The organism is Tianweitania sediminis (assembly GCF_017813335.1).
GTDB classification, from domain to species: domain Bacteria; phylum Pseudomonadota; class Alphaproteobacteria; order Rhizobiales; family Rhizobiaceae; genus Tianweitania; species Tianweitania sediminis.
This window is the reverse complement of the sequence record NZ_JAGIYY010000003.1, coordinates 409,611-426,643: the sequence shown is the minus strand read 5'-3', so window position 1 is coordinate 426,643 and position 17,033 is coordinate 409,611. Positions and strand designations below refer to the sequence as shown.

The window sequence follows — 17,033 nt, the reverse complement described above, 5'->3', positions numbered from 1 at the left end:
TCTCGATCAAGGCGCTTTGCATCACGGCACAAGTGCGGGCAGCCAAAGGACCAACTGCGGAAAGGCAAAAAGAACGCCGATCAGGAACAAATCCATCACAATGAACCAGACCACGCCGCGAAAAATGGTGGAGGTCTTTACGAGGTCGCCAACCACACTCTTGATGACGAACACGTTCATGCCGATCGGCGGCGTGATCATGCCAATTTCAAGCAGTTTCGTCAGGACGATGCCGAACCACAAAAGGCTCCATCCTGCCGCATCCACAACCGGCAGGATGATGGGCAGTGTCAGGAGCATCGCACCGATAGGCTCAAGAAACATGCCCATCAAAAGGTAGACGGCAACAATCCCGAGCATGAGCAGAAGCGGGTTCGAAGCAATCGTCAGGATACCGCTCGAAAGGTAATCTCCTGCGCCTGACAGTGCGAGGAAGCGCGTCAGAAGGCTGGCCCCGATCGCGATAACAAGGAGCGCCGCGGTGGTCATCAGGGTTTCGCGGGCTGCGATCAAGAATCGATCCAGCGTCATCTGCCCTGAAACGAGCGCCACCAGGCAAGCAAGGAATGCGCCCACCGCACCCGCCTCGGTCGGCGTGAAGACACCGCCAAAAAGCCCCCCGAAAATGCCCAGCATGATCAGGAGGATCGGCCATGTTTCCCGCAAGGCGATGATCTTCTCCCGAAAAGTCACGCTCTTGTCGCGTTGCGGCGCGAGTTCCGGCTTTAACCAGACCTGAACGAGCACAACAACGACGTAGCCGAACGTTGTCATGAGACCGGCGACCACCCCACCCAGAAAGAGTGCCGAGATCGAGACCTGCGCTATCACACCGTAGAGGATGAGGATGATCGAGGGCGGGATCAGCGCTCCGATGGTTCCTGCGACTGCCACCGTTCCAGTGGCAAGCTGCGGATGATATTTGTACTTCATCATCTCCGGGATCGCGATCCGCCCCATCGCCGCCGAACAGGCGATCGACGAACCAGACACTGCTGCAAAGCCGGCGGCGCCGAAGATGGATGCGATGGCCAGTCCGCCGGGCAAGGCGGAAAGCCATATGCGCGCCGCATTGAACATGCCGCGGGTTAGTTGGGTGTGATAGCTGATGAACCCGAGAAAAAGGAACATAGGGATCGAGCTCAAGATCCAGCTCGACGTGAATTGGTATGGAATGATGCTGACAGCGCCCCACGCCACGCGCGGGCCCATCAGCCACCATAGACCGCTGAACGAAACGCCGATCAGCGCGACACCGATCGGGACGCGCACCGCGATCAACACCATCAGTATGGCAAGGCCCGTCAGGCCGATCCCAACGTCAGTCATTTATGAACTTCGCATCGATGTCGGTTTCCTTCAGGCCGTTGCGCCAACCGGTAATCAGGACCAGCATCCTGTAGAGCGCAATCAACCCCATCAGCGCCGCACCGATCGGCACCGCCCAATAGCTTTGCCAAACCGACAGCATGCTGGAGCCTTGCTCCATTGTTGCGCCGGCACTCGTTTTCTTCATGGCTTCGGTGTAGCCGCCGATCATCACGATGGTGATCACTCCCACGGTCAGCGCACTGGAAAGCAGGGAGAAGCCTGTTTGTGCTCGCTGAGGCATCATGTCCGTAAGGAACTCCACGGAAATGTGCGCGCGCTTCTCCTCGGCGACGCCGATCGCAAAGAACACGAGGAGGACCATGTAGTAGTTCGCCACGATCACGATGGTGCCCGTGAGTGGCGCATTGAAGACGTAGCGTCCGACGACATCAGCGGTGACGTGCAGCATCATCATGACGACGCAGACAGTCCCGATGACGGACGAGAACTTGGCCATGAACGAGAGCAGCCGCCCGATCAGGAACATGGTGGAGCCTCCATTACTCGTAGAAACGGGCACCGCGCTGCGGTGCCCGAACTCGATTCCTTATGAGAACTCAGCTGCCATAGGTGGCGAGATCGACCTTTGAGAAGACCTCATTCCAATAAAGCTCTCCCAGCTCTTCCGCGCCGGAAACGTTCTTGGTCAGTTCAGTCCACTTGCCAAGCAGATCATTGATCGCAGTCGCAGCCTCAGTACCGGAGGTAATGTTGAATCGGTCCTTGTAGATGCTCGCCACGGCGTCTTTGTCGGCCGCGATGAAGTCACGGTTCATCTGGATCATGTCTTGCGGAGCGTCGACGTACTGGATGTTCTTGCTTGGAGCTCGCTCCCGACCCTCCCGACCTTCCTGAATGTAGACCCAGGCCATGTTGGCGGACAACTCGGCGCTTGCCCGCATCATCGCCTTCTTGGCGTCGTCAGATAGGCCGTTCCAGGTTTCTTTGTTGATGGTGAAAGGCACGTTGAACTGTGCGCCCGGGAGACCGACATACACATAGTCGACAACATCGATGAAGCCGAAGTTGACGAAGTCCGCGGTGTTGCTGGCGGTGCAATCCACAACGCCCTGGTTCAGTCCCTCGAGGGTCTCGTTCACGGACATGGAAACCGGAACAGCACCCACCGCCTCGGCCCAGCGAGCCCAGTACGCACCGGCGGCCCGGATCCGCTTGCCCTTCAGGTCTGCAACGGAGTTCAGCGGAACCACGCATTGCAAGACGTAGGATGTCGTGGAGGCTGCGCCGAGATAAACCTGGTTCTGATTGCCCACTTCCTTTTGGCAATCAGCGCAGTTGAGCATCACGTATTCGGTAATGGCGCCGGTGAATGCGATCGAGCTCAGCTCGCCCGAAAACTCTTCGAGCTCGACCAGTTCGGAGAACTCGGCCAGCATGTTCAGGTTGGGATATTCCGCCGGGAAATAGGCCGTAAGATTGCCGGTCATGTCCGCAAGGCCATCACGCACGCCAGCATTGGCTTCAGCGAAGCTGAGAAGCGAAAGCGGGAAAACTCGGACGGTGACCTCGCCGCCGCTATACTCTTTGACGTCTGCCGCGAATTGTTCGAGCGTCGCGGTCGGCTTCGAATTGGGTGGCCAGCCACCCGCGAAGCTCAACTCTGCGGCTTGAGCGGCTACGCCACCCAAGGCGAGCAACGATGCGCCAGCGATCAGAGCTTTGAGTGATCGGTTCATGATGTTCTTTCCTCCCGTTACACACTGTCTCAAAGTGGAACCCGCCTTGACGGCTGGTCCACTTCCTTGCCCAAGGAATGAGCACACGATCCTCCCGTGACACCCCCTGTAGGCCCCACCTTTTTCAAGGCGCCTTCAACTCCTCAGACGCTTCTGCCTGAAGGCGGCCGCGCCTTCAATGAAAACCGGAGCCAGTCAGCAGTTTTCCTAGATCCACGCGCTTGCTGAATCCGCGCCTTCAAGGGAGCGACGCTCCAGATGGGCAGCTCGGGGATGAGGCAGGTGAACACCGGCAGTAAACTTGCATGGCAACGCAGTTCAGCACTCGGCTGCAGCAAGAACCGTCATTTGCGGGAAAATTGCCAAGGGGGGTGACGGTCGCTTGCAGCTTTATTTCAGACGCGGCCGACGCTTACCGCGAGCACATGTCCGCGACGTGGGATGCGGCTCTGATCACGTGATGCTGATGGCTGCACCAGCTTAAATTTTGGACGCCACTCCCCGAAACGGGTGTCCGCTAATCGCAGGCTGCACCCAAAAAACGACCAGTCGGTGCGAAGGGCGAGCAGTTCCAGCCCTTTAATCGGAGCCAACTGTTCCCCATCGGGCCGGAGCTGGCGACCACACTGCTATCAAGGGAACGGAAGATCGCCCGATCAGCTTCGATCTCGCCCGATCTGGTCTGCTTTGACCAGCCGGACGCCGTTGGGCGCAGTTATTGCGGCTTCCAATAACACGTGGGCAATCTGATCCGCGGGGTTGCCTCGTGCTGCCTTGGGCAACAAGGGAGCAAGCGTTCGCAAGACGGCGCCGAGGATGCGTTCGTTTGTTCGAACCTCGGCTCGTTCGCCCAGGATGGCACCTGGACGCACGATGGTCAGTGAGGGCCAATTCAAACCCTTCAACGCTTCCTCAAGTTGACCCTTGGTGCGCAGGTACAGGAAGTGAGATCTTGCGTCGGCGCCCATCGAAGAGGTCAAAGCGAAGCGCTTTGCGCCATGAGCGCGCGCGTGACGTGCCACCGCTAGCTGGAGATCAAGATCGACCGCTCGGAAGGCTTCGGCGGATCCTGCTTTCGCGCGCGTCGTGCCAATCGTGCAGACAACGCCGTCGACTGCCCACCAGCGGTCGTCATCCGGCATCGATGCAAAATCTGAGATCGGATTGAACAGTTTCGGGTGCGGCGGCAACGGCTGCCTGGTCGGCGCCACAACCCTAGTGACGCGGGTGTCAGCCAGCGCCTGCTGGAGGACATAGCCGCCCACGAGCCCCGTTGCACCAGCGATCAAGATCTTCGTCATGACCCTTCCTCCGTTGCCCCTTCAAAGATGTGGGCCGAAAACCCTGAGCTCAGCTTCGCGCAAAACTGCCCATTCGATTGGGCGTACCGCGACCCTGTTCTCGCTGATCGTCAAAGTCGAGTGGCCACAATACGCACGGAGGCCCGTCTTGGCCGGCGAGAAGGTGGCTTCGTCTCAGGATTGCCGGCAAGCGTCGTCTGCGAGGGATCGTGAGGTTGAGCTTGGATCTTCGGCTCCCCTCCTGAGATGTTGCCATGGCGACAGTGTTTGCAGCCGAGCTTCGGAAATCCTTAGACCAGCGCCTTCTCCATCTTGAAGCGATCGAACCATTGGCCATTTCGGAACACCCGCTCCGGCTCGACCACGTAAAAGCCGTTTCGCTGGAAGAATGGCCGGGCGGTCAAGCTGACCTCCGAGTACATGCGCATGAGGGATCGGCGTCGAGCATATTGCTCCGCGGCCAGAAGGAGTGCGCGGGCGATCCCACGTCCAGACAGTTCGGGATGGACATACATCATGTCCAGATGCCCGTCGTTCTCGAGGTCGGTAAACCCGGCTACTTGCCCTTCTGCTTCAGCTATCCAGGTCGGTCGGCTTGATCGTCGCTCAGACCAGACCTCACGATCGGCTTGTGCCCAGCCGGCAATCTGATCGGGATTGTAGTTCGCTGACGCGGTCTCGCGTATCGACCGCAGAAAGACTTCGATGACCGCGTCCAGATCCTCCGGCGAGTAAGGTCGTACGGTGATCGCGTGCGCGTGGCTTGGGATGGTCAAGCTCCACCTCATCGGTTTCGGGCTGCGGCATCTACAAGACCGCGTCGAAGTTGACCAGAGCTGCGTCGTGCCGTCGACAACCACTTCGGTACGGAAACTTGCAGGAGACTGGATCAGGTCTTGATCCTTCCGGCGCTAGCCATTCGGGTGCGAGATCGCGTAATTGCCACTGCGGCGGCCCAAAACGGACGCTGCGAAAAACGAGACATGCGCATTCGATGACGGACCGCCCCTGGAACTACAGCCGGTCCGAATTGGTCGCCGACGGCGCCGTTCATGCGGCTGGGATCGTCTTGGCTTCGGTGGGCGTCGCCGTAATCCTGAACGCCACGTTCGCGGTAGCGGATGCTGTCATGAACGCGGCGGTGATGATCTACGCGCTCAGCCTTCTGGCTTCGCTCGCAACCTCGGCGCTTTACAGCCTGTGGCCGGCTGGGCCGGGAAAGTGGACGCTACGCAAGTACGACCATGCCGCGATCTACCTGCTGATCGCGGGCACCTATACACCCTTTGCAGCTTCAATGGGATCGAAGGGCGTTTGGATGCTTGCGGGCATCTGGACCGTGGCCCTTGCCGGCGCCGGAATGAAACTGGCCTTTCCGGGTCGGTTCAAGATGTTCTCGATCGTGCTCTACCTGGGATTGGCATGGAGCGGCATGCTGGTGGTCGAGACGCTTCTCGAAAGCTTTCCCGTCCGCATTTTCTTTCTGCTGCTCGCTGGCGGCCTGATCTACTCTGCCGGAGTTCCTTTTCACCTCTGGCAGACGCTGCGGTTCCACAAGGCGATCTGGCATTCGTTTGTGGTCGCGGCGGCGACAGTTCACTACGTGGCGGTGTTCCTGCTGGTGTTGATACGCAACGCCTGACGGGTTTTGCCCTGTTTATCTGCTGCAACCGAGTCTGCCGTGCTGGGTGACGGACTGGTTGGCTACATTCTCGATTGAGGTGGCAGGTTCTCCCTGAAGATCGTTCCGATTCCGAGCAGTTCCTGATGGCTCTCGGTCCGTTCGTCCGGTGAACGCGCAAAGCGCTTCAGCGTGTAGGCGATCAACTGGTCGGGATCGGAGTTGATAACCGCATCCATGGTGCCTTCGATCAGGAGACGACGCGTGTCGGCCGTGAGCCCATGACCAATAAACACCACTGCGTCGGCGCGACCGCGCTCACGCAACGCGCGACCTATGCCATCCGAGGATCCGCCGACGTTATAGATCCCAACGAGGTCCGGGTTCTGTTCAAGCAGCGCAAGTGTATGGCGGTAGTTCTCGTTGCGATCGTCATGGCCTTCGCGCATTCCGATCACGCGCAAGCCCGGATGAGATTCTTCCAGCAGGCTCAAAAAGCCCATCTCACGTTCGGCATGGGCGCGATAATTGCGGCTACCGGCGACCAGCGCAACGCTGCCCTCGCGCACATGGCAAAACCGGCCGAGGAGGAGGGCAGCCGTGCGGCCCGCCGCCTGATTGTCGAGACCGACATAGGCGGTATGGCCGGAATGCGGCAGGTCGGACACGATGGTGATGAGGCGCGTTCCCGCCGATGCGACCTCGTCCGCCGCTTCTCGCACAAGGGGATGATCAATGGCCATGAAGGCGATCCCATCGGCCCAGCGCGCGCGGTGGCGCAAGGCCGCCGCAAGCGCCGCCGCATCGAAGCTCTCGATAAAGAAGCAGCGCACGGGCACGTCGTCCCTTGAGCCAGTTTCCGCGATAGCGCGAACCTTGTCGCCGAGCAGGCGCAGAAAAGGGTTCGTGCCCTTTGGCAGCAGGAAGGCAACGTTTGGGGGCCTCGAGGCCGACAAGCGTTCGCGCTCTTCCGGTTCCATATAGCCAAGTTGAACCGCCGCTTTCAGCACGCGCTCGATCATGCGGGGTTTGACCCCTTTGCGCCGGTTGAGGACGCGATCAACGGTCGCCAGCGAGACACCTGCCGCTTCTGCAACAGACAGCATCGAACTGGGAGAGGGCAGATTTGAAGGCACCTCAGAAAACCTCAGCATGAATTATTTGACGTGAAGCATTCTCGTTCTTAGCCTGCTGTCAAGAGGAGGAGACCGGGGCAGGAAACTGCAACCGGCAAACAGCTGAACGGGAGGTTCTCATGACGATCCGCACATCCATCATCACGCGCCGCCAGGCATTGGCGCTCGGCGCCGGGGCCGGCGCGCTTGCGATGATGCCGCGCCTTGCATCTGCGCAGTCGCTGACGTTGCGCTACGGCCACAACAACGAGCCAGCAAGCGTGGCAGGCGCTCAGGCTGACTGGTTTGCAGAGGCCGTCGGTAAACATTCCGGCAATGACATCGCGGTGCAGGTGTTTCCATCGTCGCAGCTTGGCAAGCTGCAGGAACTGGCGGAAGCGGTATCGCTCGGAACGATCGCCTTTTCGCACAACACGGCTGGCGGGATCGGCTCCCTTTATGAGCCGTTCGCCGCACTGGACACGCCTTATCTGTACCGCGACGTCGATCACCTCATGAAGGTCATGGACGTGGATTCGCCCGTCATGCAGGAGCTCAACCAAGGCTTGATCGAGGCCGCGAATGTCCGCGTGATCTATGCGCACCATTTTGGACGTCGGAACCTGACCTGCAACAAGGCCGTCCGCAAGCCGGCTGATCTCGCCGGTGAAAAGATCCGCGCCGTGCCTTTCCCGATCTACCAGACAGCCGTCGAGGGGATGGGCGCTGCGCCCGTACCGGTGGACTGGTCGGAGGTTCCGACCGCGCTTGCGACCGGCGTGGTGGCTGGCCAGGAGAACCCGGTCAACGTCATTTTGAACGTCAAACTCTATGAGGTGCAATCGCACCTCATGCTGACCGGTCACATGTCCAATGCCGAAGTGGTCGTGATGAGCGAGGACACCTGGCAAAGCATGGACAGCAAACAGCAGGAAGCCATCAAGGCCGCTGCGTTGGAAATCCGCGAGCGTGCCACCAAGGCGATCCAGGACAACGAAGCCAAGGAAACGGAAGAACTGCGCAAGCTTGGCATGACCGTGATCGGCCCGGACGAAGGGCTGGACCTGGACGCGTTCCGCACCTCTGTGTCCAAGCTGGTGGAAGAGCGCTTCGGCCAGAAATACGGCGAGCTCTACGAGAAGATCCGGGCCATCGCCTAAGGCTGCTCTAGGATATGATCCCCACAGATGAAGAGCACGCTCGCGGCATTGTCGCGGGCAGTCTCGAAGGCGCGGCCGTCGCATGCCGCGTCTTTGCTACGCTTCTGCTCGCCCTCATGTGTGTGTTGATCATGGGGCAGGTCGTCGGGCGCAACGTTTTCAACTCGGGCATGCCATGGGCCGATGAACTCGCGCGTTTTTGCGGGGTCGCCATCGTGTTCCTGTGCGTGCCCCTTCTTGCGCTTCGGGGCCAGCACATCGCCGTGGACATGGTTCCCATGATGTTGCCAGTCCGGTTTCGGCGCTGGCAGGCTGCCGTGGTTGAACTGCTGGTGCTCGCCTTCGCCGGGCTCCTGCTTTGGAGCCTTTACGCTTTTCTCGGCCGTGCCTGGAAGTTCGCAACACCGACGCTCGGCATTCCGAACTGGGTCTTCTACAGCCCGGTTGTGGTCGCCATGCTCCTGCTTCTTGTGATCTCAGGCGTCCGTTTTGCTTCCGTTGTATCTGGCCGTGCAACTGAGGCTCGAAAGGAAATGCTGCCGTGAGCCTCGTTCTCGTCGCGCTTTTCGCGTTCGCGCTGGTGATTGGCGCGCCGGTCGCCGTGGCACTCGGCCTGGCCTCGGTGGTTGCTATCGTCGCCTTCGATCTTCCGGTGCATGTTCTGGCGCAACGCGCCGTGAATGCGCTTGATTCCACGCCGCTGCTTGCCGTGCCGCTCTTTATTCTGGCGGCAAGCCTGCTCAACGCCATGGGCGTGACGACCCACATCTTCGACCTTGTGCGTCTCCTCGTCGGCCGCATCCGCGGCGCAGTCGCACAGGTCTCGATCCTGGTGAGCCTGATCTTTTCCGGCGTTTCCGGTGCTGCGCTGGCCGATATCGGCGCACTCGGGAAGATCCAGATCGACCAGATGGTGGCGCAAGGCTACCGCAAACAGTTCGGCGCTGGCGTGACGATTGCGGCTGCCACGATTGGCCCGATCTTCCCTCCATCCATTCCCCTGATCATCTATGCAAGCGTCACCAATGTCTCGGCCGTGCAACTGCTTGTTGCCGGCATCGTCCCCGCGCTCCTGATCACGGCGTTTCTGATGGCGCAGGTTGCCGTGATGGCGCGGCTTTACGACCTTCCACGCGACACGATGAGCCCGTCCTTGGCAGCCGTCGCCCGAAAGACGTTGGTGTCCTTGCCGGCCCTCCTTGCTCCGATCCTGCTGATCGGTGGGCTGCTGAGCGGCTATTTCGGACCAACCGAGGTTGCCGGCGTCACCGTCGCTTACTCGCTGGTGATTGGCTTCTTCGTGTACCGCACGCTGACCTTTAAGGCCGTTTGGGAAGCATTGCGCGAAACAGCGGAAGCAACCGCCGGTGTGTTGTTTATCGTGTCGACGGCGGCGGTGTTTGCCTGGGTGCTGACTCTTGATCGGGTTCCAGCACTGGCGGGAGAATACCTGCTTGGTATCTCCAGCAATCCGCTCGTGCTTTTGCTGCTGGTGAACCTTCTGCTCCTCGTGGTGGGCATGTTCCTGGAATCGATTGCTGCAATCCTGATCATTGCCCCAATCGTTGCGCCGGCCCTGCATGCAGCGGGGGTCGATCCGCTGCAACTCGGCATCGTCTTCGTGCTCAACCTGATGATCGGCCTGTTGACGCCGCCTGTGGGCATGAGCCTCTACATGGTGTCGATCGTCGCCAAGATGCCGGTCCACAGCGTGGTGCGGGGCGTGCTGCCCTTCTTCATTCCCTTGTTGCTTTCGCTTCTGGTTGTTTCGACGGTACCCGCCGTTTCAACCTGGCTCCCCGAACTTCTTTCCCGATAGGATTTCCCATGAGCAGGTTCCTGGGCGCTGTGCGCCAGCTCGGCTACGTCGTCGATGACATCGAGGCGGCCATGGATCATTGGCAGCAGGTGATGGGCGTCGGACCGTGGTTCTATAATCCCAAGGTCCCGATCGAGGACTACCGCTACGAAGGCGAAACGTACCTGCCTCACAATTCAGTGGCGCTTGCCAACAGCGGTTATGTGCAGGTGGAATTGATCCAGTGCCGCAACGACGTGCCGTCCATGTACCGCGACTTCCGCATGGCCGGGCATCGCGGCTTGCAGCATGTCGCCTTTTGGACCGAGGACTACGACCGCGATCTCGCCCGCATGGAAGGAGAGGGATTTCAGGCCAAGATGAGCGGCAAGGTCGGGGAAAACGGCCGCTTCGTTTATTTCGACCGTGAAGCCCACCCTGGCACCGTGATCGAGCTGTCAGAAGTGCTTGGACCCAAGGGCCGCATGTTCGACCTGATCCGGAATGCATCGGAAGGTTGGGACGGCAGCAATCCGGTGCGGCCATTTCCAGATCTCAGCGCAATCTGAGCCGCACGATGCGTCCTGACACGGTCGAGGCGAGCTACCTCGTCGAAACGCCGCTCGACCCCGGCAAGATCGCTGCGGTTATGGCTGGCGAGCAGTCGAGCGGGACCTTTGTTCGCGTCGCCGGTGAAACCGACGAACTGCGTGCACGCGCGGCCGCGGAGGTGCTTGCGGTCGAGGAGCTGGAGCCGGCGGAAGCGCCGAGCCTGCGTAGCGCCTATCTTGAGCGCAAGGCCGTCGCCGGCCCGTGGCGACGCGCACGGGTTCGCATCGCCTATCCGATCGCCAACATGGGCGCGAACCTGCCGACGCTCGCAGCCACCGTTGCTGGCAATCTTTATGACCTTGGGGAAGTCACGGGTTTGCGGCTAACAGACGTGATCGTGCCGCAGGCCTTTCGTGATCGCTTCGAGAAGCCCCTCGTGGGAGTAGCCGGCACGCGTTCCAGCGTCGGCGTTCAGGACCGCCCGCTGTTCGGCACGATCATCAAGCCCAACGTCGGATTGCGCGCCGAAGAGATCGCAGACCTGGTGCAACTTCTGTGTGAAGCCGGTGTCGACTTCATCAAGGATGACGAGATCTGCGCCAATCCCGATCATGCGCCCTTGGCTGACCGCGTGCCGGCGGTGATGGCGCGGGTGCGCGCTTATCGCGAGCGAAGCGGACGCAATGTGATGATCGCTTTCAACATCACCGATGAAACAGATGCGATGCGCCGCCATGCCGATCTGGTTGCGCGCGAAAACGGCTCGTGCGTGATGGCCAGCCTCAACTGGTGCGGCTTGTCGGCAATGCAAACGCTGCGTCGGTCGACGCCGCTGGCCATCCATGCCCACCGAAACGGGTTCGGCGCGTTCGCCCGGCATCCGCTGCTTGGCATCGGCTTCGATGCTTATCAGGCGCTTTATCGTTTGGCGGGCGTCGACCACATGCATGTTCATGGCATCGGCGGCAAATTTTCCGACCAGCCGGAGGAGGTGAGGGCGGGCGCCCGCCGGTGCCTCCAGCCGCTCGCAGCCGATGCGCCAGATGCCGCGGATGCAGTGATGCCGGCGTTTTCCTCCGGCCAATGGGCGGGAACGCTGCCAAGCACATACGAGGCAGCCGCATCAAACGACTTCCTGTTCATGGCTGGCGGTGGCATTCTGGCCCATCCGGGCGGACCCGCAGCCGGCGTGCGCAGTCTGCGCCAGGCATGGGATGCCGTGCAGCGTGGCCAGGAGCTTGCCCTTGCTGGAAACCAGCGCCTCGAACTCGCGGCCGCTCTGCAATTTTTCGGAAGCTGATATGAGCCGCATCGTCTTTATCGGCGACGATTTCACCGGCGCCTCCGACACGCTGGCGGCTTTCTCCGAGCGCGGCGCGAAGGCTCGTCTGTTTCTTGATGTTCCAACAAAGGAGGAAACGGGTGGTCTCCACGCGGTGGGAATCGCGACGGACCTGCGGTCCCGTAGTGCCGAAGAGATCACGGAGAAGCTTGAGGAGATGGGCCCGGCGCTGATCGCCCTCAAGCCAAGCTTCATCCACTACAAGATCTGCTCGACCTTCGATTCCGCGCCCCATGTTGGCAGCATCGGTGCCGCTGTGCGGGCGTTGGAAGCGCAGTTGGCGCCGAGCCAGACCATAGTTCTTGGCGGCCAGCCAAGCCTCGGACGCTTCTGCATCTTCGGCACGCTCTTCGCGCGCGCCCCGGATGGCGTCACCTATCGCATCGATCGCCACCCGATCATGAGCCGCCATCCGGTAACGCCAATGGCGGAAGCGGATCTGCGCCGGCATCTTGCCGAGCAAGGCCTGGACGCACTGCACCTGATCGATCACTTCCAAATCGGCGGACTGAGCGGGGACTTGGGGCACAGGCGGCGACTGCTTGTGGATGCGCTTGATCAAGCGGATGTGGATGCGCTCGGCCAGGCCCTGAGGGCTCGCGAGGCACAACCTACGTCGACCTTGATCGTGGGTTCCAGCAGCGTGGCTGAAGCTCTATGGCCGTCGGAAGCCGAGTCGCGGACAGATCCGGGCGTGACGCTGTCGGCGCCTGGTCCGCGCCTCGCAATTGCCGGCAGCCGATCGTCTGCCACGGCAGCGCAGGTTGCCGCCGCTGCGTGTTACAAGAAGTTCGCGCTCGAGGCTGGAGATCTGGCGAACCCGCAGGCAGTGGCGACGCAGGTGGGTGCCGCGCTCTCGGCCGGACGCAACGTTCTTGTTCATCTTCAGGCGGATCTGGACTACGGCCAGCGTGGTGCGGTTTTGTCGCGGAAACTAGCCGAACTTACCGCAGCGACTCTCCAAATATCGCCCGTGCGAGCGTTGGCTGTTGCGGGGGGAGATACATCGAGCACGGTTGTGGAGCATCTTGGCTTTCGCAGCTTGTCCTTCGTCAGCCGCGCAGGACCAGGCGTTGCCATTTGCCGCGGGCATGCGCCGGACGCGCCGTTGGACGGCACTTTGCTCTTGTTGAAGGGCGGGCAGGTTGGCGCACCGGACCTCTTCGACAGCTTCGCGGCGGCGTAGGACGCCACGCCCTTGGAAGGCACAGCGGCAAACGAGCTGTGAACCGCGGCTTGGGTGTCGACCACCTGCTTCCGGACATCAGGCTTGTTCTACGGCCACTGAGGCAACGCACATCGGAGGCGAAGCCCGTGTCCGCCAGCAGGTGGTGGGTGATCAACTGGATCGCTGCACCTCATGCTTCTGAGATGATGCTCTGGATGCGCCGTGTCAGTTCGGCCATGTCGAACGGCTTGGTGATCACCTGCATGCCATGCTCAAGATGGCCGTGGTTGAGAACCGCGTTCTCTGCATAGCCGGTGACAAAGAGCACTTTCAGGCCGTCACGCAGCTGCCTCGCTGCATCCGCAACCTGCCGACCGTTCATTCCGTTTGGCAGGCCGACATCTGTGATCAGCAGGTCGATCCTTGCGTCAGACTCCAGTATCTTCATGCCGGATGGCCCATCGCCAGCCTCGATGGAGGCGTAGCCAAGCTCCTCCAGCGCATCCACGACAAGCATGCGGACCAGCGGCTCGTCGTCGATCACAAGCACGGTTTCGCCCGCCCCGGCCCTTATAGGGGACGAGGCGTGTGATAGGTCCTCCACGGGGCCGGCTTCGCCATGGTAGCGCGGCAGGTAAATGCAAATCATCGTGCCCTGACCGAGCTCCGAATAGATCCGCACTTGCCCGCCGGACTGGCGGGCAAAGCCGTAGATCATGGATAGTCCCAGGCCGGTGCCCATGCCAATGGGCTTGGTTGTGAAGAACGGGTCAAAAGCCTTCTCGACAACTTCCGGCGACATGCCGGTGCCGTTGTCGCTGACGCACAGCGAGACGTACTGACCAGAAGCAAGGTCGTGCATCTTTGCCGCGCGCTCGTCGAGCCAGCGATTTGCAGTTTCGATGGTGATCTTGCCACCGTCCGGCATGGCATCCCGCGCGTTGATGCAAAGGTTCAACAGCGCGTTTTCCAATTGGTTGGGATCGACAAGCACGCTCCACACGCCGCCGCCAGCAACGCTTTCGAGGGAAATGGATGGACCAACGGTGCGTCGGATCAAGTCTTCCATGCCGTTGATTAGCGTTGCTACGTTGGTGGGTTTCGGATCGAGCGTTTGGCGCCGCGAGAAGGCCAGCAGCCTGTGCGTCAGCGCCGCCGCCCGCTTTGCCGCTCCTTGTGCGGCGACAAGGTAGCGCTCCACGTCGGCCATGCGTCCCTGCGCGATGCGATCTCCCATAAATTCAAGCGAACCGGAGATGCCCGCGAGCAGGTTGTTGAAGTCGTGTGCGAGACCGCCCGTGAGTTGGCCGACCGCCTCCATCTTTTGCGCTTGCCTCAACGCCTCCTGCGCTTGTTCAAGCTCGGCCGCAGCTTCCTTTTCCGCAGTGACATCGCGTGCAACGGCATGGATAAAATGCTCATCTGGAACTGCGGTCCAAGACAGCCAGACGTAATGGCCGTCACGGGCACGGTAGCGGTTCATGAACCGCAACGTCGTCATGCCCTGCTCGAGCTTTCCAGCCTCTGCCCGGGTCGCTTCCAAATCATCCGGATGGATCAGGTCCAGAAACGAGGTTTCAACAAGGTCCGCTTGTTCCCACCCCAAAAGGCCCGCCCAAGCCGGATTGACAGCCACGATGGTTCCGTCGAAGCGCGCGACCAACATGAGGTCAGTGGACAACCGCCACATGCGGTCTCGATCTGCCGTACGCTCTTCGACCCGCGCTTCCAGGGTCTGGTTCGCTCGTTGCAGGGCGCGGTACAACTGGGCGTTGTCGAGAGCAATCGCTGCATGGGAGGCAATACCGGTCATCAAACGCTCGTGGCGTTCGCTGAAACGGCCGGGCTCCGGATGGCCGAAGAACAATCCGCCAATCACCTCGCCTGAGCGCGAAGAAACCGGCACAGCCAGATAACTCCTGACAGGCAGATGTCCCTTTGGCATACCGAAGTGCGGCTCGTTCTTCCCGTATCGTGGATCAGCCAGGATGTCATGCGAGCGGATAATGCCTTCGCCGGCGAAGGTCGGGGCGAACACAGCCGTCGCCCGTGGGTTGCCAAAGCGCTCGAACGCTGATCGGTCTGCGCCCGACAGCGTGTAAAGCAGGAAGCTTTCCCCTGCATCGTTCGTCACGTTGTAAAAAAACGCACCGAACTCGGCACCCGTCAATTCGACTCCGGCATCGGTCACCATCTGAACCGCGCGGTCAAGATCAAGCTCGCCGGCAACGGTCGCGCCGATCCGGTTCAGGGTTTCGAGAGTGCGGCTTTCTTCCCGCAGCGCCGCCTCAACTGCTTTCTCTGCCCTGATGTCGCGCACCTCGATGATGGTGCCGATCGTACGAGACTGATCATCGCTTATGGGGCTGGCAGTGTAGGCAACTGGATAGAAGCTTCCGTCCTTGTGAACAAACACCTCTTCGCCCTGCACGTTGGCGTTTGTTGGAAAGGCGCGGTCGATAGCGCATTCCTCAATGGGGAAGTGCCGCCCGTCAGGATGAGTGTGGTGGACCACATCATGGAGCGTCCGGCCCTGTGTCTCGGCGAAGGTGTAGCCAGTCAGCGTCTCAGCGGCGGCGTTCATGTAGCTGCATTGCTGATGCTCATCCATGAGGAAGATAGCTACCGAAGCGTTGTTAAGGACAGCGTCGAGGCGGCGCTGCGCCTCAAGCAAAGCTTCCTCTCCACGCACTCGTTCAGTGACGTCGGAGCCTTCAACGAAAATGCCGCTTATGTTTCCGGCTCCGTCCGTGACCGGCTGGTAGACGAAGTCGAGGAAGCGATCTTCATTCTGGCCGCCCGGGTCACTTTGGAGGGAAACCTTCACGGCTGTGCCTACAAACGGCTTACCGGAAGCGTAGACCTCATCCAGCAGATTAACGAAGCCTTGGCTGGCAACTTCAGGCAGTCCCTCGCGCGCTGGTTTTCCAATCACGTCGCGATGACCGATTAGCTGCTGATACGCCTTGTTTGTCAGCTCGAAAACGTGGTCTGGTCCCGACAGCATTGCGATGAAGCCGGGCGCTTGCTCGAACATTCGACGCTGGCGTTGGGTTTCGGCAACCTGCTGTCGCGCTGCCAGAACCCGCGCCGTTGTTTCCTGGCAGGCGCAAAACATCCCTGCAACACCGCCTGTTTCGTCGCGAATAGGCGAATAAGAAAAGCTGTACCACGTGTCTTCAGGATAGCCGTTGCGCTCCATCACCAAATGGAGATCGTCGGACCATGTCGGTTCGCCGGCGAGAGCCCGCTCAACAAGCGGCCATATGTCGTCCCAGATTTCCGACCAGACCTGCTTGAACGGTCGTCCCAGGGTGCCTGGGTGTTTGGTGCCGAAGATCGGGATGTAGCCGTCGTTGTAAAGAAAGGCGAGATCCGGCCCCCAAGCGATAAACATCGGGTGACGTGAGGTGATCATCAAACTCACGGCGGTGCGGAGCGATTGCGGCCAGGTATCAGGCGCCCCGAGCGGCGATGTCGACCAGTCGTGTTCGAGCATGCGACGGCTCATCTCGCCTCCGCCCGACAGGAAGATTGATGAGCGCTGCGTGAGCGGCTTATCGGTCGATACTGTGTTCACGTCAGGTTCTACTCCGCGCACGGCGAGCCATTCATGAAACGCTCACAATCCGCAACTGCTAGATCACATCTGATCGATGGCATCGATAGCCCAACTAGCGCAATCGACGTCCACAGCCACGCCCTCAAGCTTAGCGGCCGAAGTGGTCCCCGAAGAAGAGGGCTCGAACGAGCGCTTTGTGCCCTCCTGTTTCCAGCATGGTAACGCTTGGCTAAAGCGGACGCGCTTCCGGGAAACTGTTACTGATGATATTAACCCACGCGATAGTGAGCGTCGGCTTGCGTGTGGCTCGGCATCAAAGAAGACCCGAAGTCGGAGCCTAGACATG

Annotated in this window: 14 protein-coding genes; 7 read left to right on the top strand and 7 right to left on the bottom strand. The window is 60.5% G+C overall.

Going from position 1 to position 17,033, the window contains the following annotated elements; translation table 11 throughout:
• Positions 1–21 precede the first annotated feature (21 nt).
• The 5 genes from J5Y06_RS12630 to J5Y06_RS12610 form a co-directional block, all read right to left on the bottom strand.
• Positions 22–1,329 (bottom strand): TRAP transporter large permease, encoded by a 1,308-nt coding sequence (locus tag J5Y06_RS12630; RefSeq protein WP_209335496.1) that lies wholly within the window; start codon positions 1,327–1,329, stop codon positions 22–24.
• Complete coding sequence (locus tag J5Y06_RS12625) at positions 1,322–1,858, bottom strand: TRAP transporter small permease (RefSeq protein ID WP_209335495.1); 537 nt, start codon at positions 1,856–1,858, stop codon at positions 1,322–1,324. Before J5Y06_RS12625 ends, J5Y06_RS12630 begins: the two co-directional genes overlap by 8 nt.
• Positions 1,859–1,928: 70 nt before the next feature.
• A complete protein-coding gene (locus J5Y06_RS12620; RefSeq protein ID WP_209335494.1) occupies positions 1,929–3,068 on the bottom strand; it encodes a C4-dicarboxylate TRAP transporter substrate-binding protein in 1,140 nt (379 codons plus the stop codon).
• A gap of 656 nt (positions 3,069–3,724) precedes the next feature.
• Positions 3,725–4,369, bottom strand: a complete 645-nt coding sequence (locus J5Y06_RS12615; RefSeq protein ID WP_209335493.1) for an NAD(P)H-binding protein — start codon at positions 4,367–4,369, stop codon at positions 3,725–3,727.
• A 290-nt stretch (positions 4,370–4,659) separates the two neighbouring features.
• A complete protein-coding gene (locus tag J5Y06_RS12610) occupies positions 4,660–5,145 on the bottom strand; it encodes a GNAT family N-acetyltransferase (protein WP_245247799.1) in 486 nt (161 codons plus the stop codon).
• A 218-nt stretch (positions 5,146–5,363) separates the two neighbouring features.
• Between J5Y06_RS12610 and trhA the strand changes: the two genes are divergently transcribed.
• Positions 5,364–6,011 (top strand): PAQR family membrane homeostasis protein TrhA, encoded by a 648-nt coding sequence (trhA, locus tag J5Y06_RS12605; protein ID WP_209335491.1) that lies wholly within the window; start codon positions 5,364–5,366, stop codon positions 6,009–6,011.
• A gap of 62 nt (positions 6,012–6,073) precedes the next feature.
• On the opposite strand, the gene J5Y06_RS12600 is transcribed toward trhA, so the two are convergent.
• Positions 6,074–7,096 (bottom strand): LacI family DNA-binding transcriptional regulator, encoded by a 1,023-nt coding sequence (locus J5Y06_RS12600; RefSeq protein ID WP_209335490.1) that lies wholly within the window; start codon positions 7,094–7,096, stop codon positions 6,074–6,076.
• 149 nt (positions 7,097–7,245) lie between these two features.
• Here J5Y06_RS12600 and J5Y06_RS12595 point away from each other — a divergent pair, with 149 nt between their 5' ends.
• The 6 genes from J5Y06_RS12595 to J5Y06_RS12570 are packed head-to-tail and all read left to right on the top strand — an operon-like array spanning position 7,246 to position 13,143.
• Positions 7,246–8,265, top strand: a complete 1,020-nt coding sequence (locus J5Y06_RS12595; RefSeq protein ID WP_245247798.1) for a TRAP transporter substrate-binding protein — start codon at positions 7,246–7,248, stop codon at positions 8,263–8,265.
• Between the two features lie 14 nt (positions 8,266–8,279).
• Positions 8,280–8,810 (top strand): TRAP transporter small permease, encoded by a 531-nt coding sequence (locus tag J5Y06_RS12590; protein ID WP_209335489.1) that lies wholly within the window; start codon positions 8,280–8,282, stop codon positions 8,808–8,810.
• Complete coding sequence (locus tag J5Y06_RS12585) at positions 8,807–10,084, top strand: TRAP transporter large permease (protein ID WP_209335488.1); 1,278 nt, start codon at positions 8,807–8,809, stop codon at positions 10,082–10,084. The genes J5Y06_RS12590 and J5Y06_RS12585 overlap by 4 nt, the downstream gene beginning before the upstream one ends.
• Positions 10,085–10,092: 8 nt before the next feature.
• Positions 10,093–10,632 carry a VOC family protein gene (locus tag J5Y06_RS12580; protein WP_209335487.1) on the top strand — a complete coding sequence of 180 codons (540 nt, stop codon included), beginning with the start codon at positions 10,093–10,095 and terminating at the stop codon, positions 10,630–10,632.
• Between the two features lie 8 nt (positions 10,633–10,640).
• A complete protein-coding gene (locus tag J5Y06_RS12575; RefSeq protein ID WP_209335486.1) occupies positions 10,641–11,915 on the top strand; it encodes a RuBisCO large subunit C-terminal-like domain-containing protein in 1,275 nt (424 codons plus the stop codon).
• A gap of 1 nt (position 11,916) precedes the next feature.
• A complete protein-coding gene (locus J5Y06_RS12570; protein WP_209335485.1) occupies positions 11,917–13,143 on the top strand; it encodes a four-carbon acid sugar kinase family protein in 1,227 nt (408 codons plus the stop codon).
• Between the two features lie 172 nt (positions 13,144–13,315).
• On the opposite strand, the gene J5Y06_RS12565 is transcribed toward J5Y06_RS12570, so the two are convergent.
• Complete coding sequence (locus J5Y06_RS12565; RefSeq protein ID WP_342453418.1) at positions 13,316–16,705, bottom strand: PAS domain-containing protein; 3,390 nt, start codon at positions 16,703–16,705, stop codon at positions 13,316–13,318.
• Between the last annotated feature and the right edge of the window lie 328 nt (positions 16,706–17,033).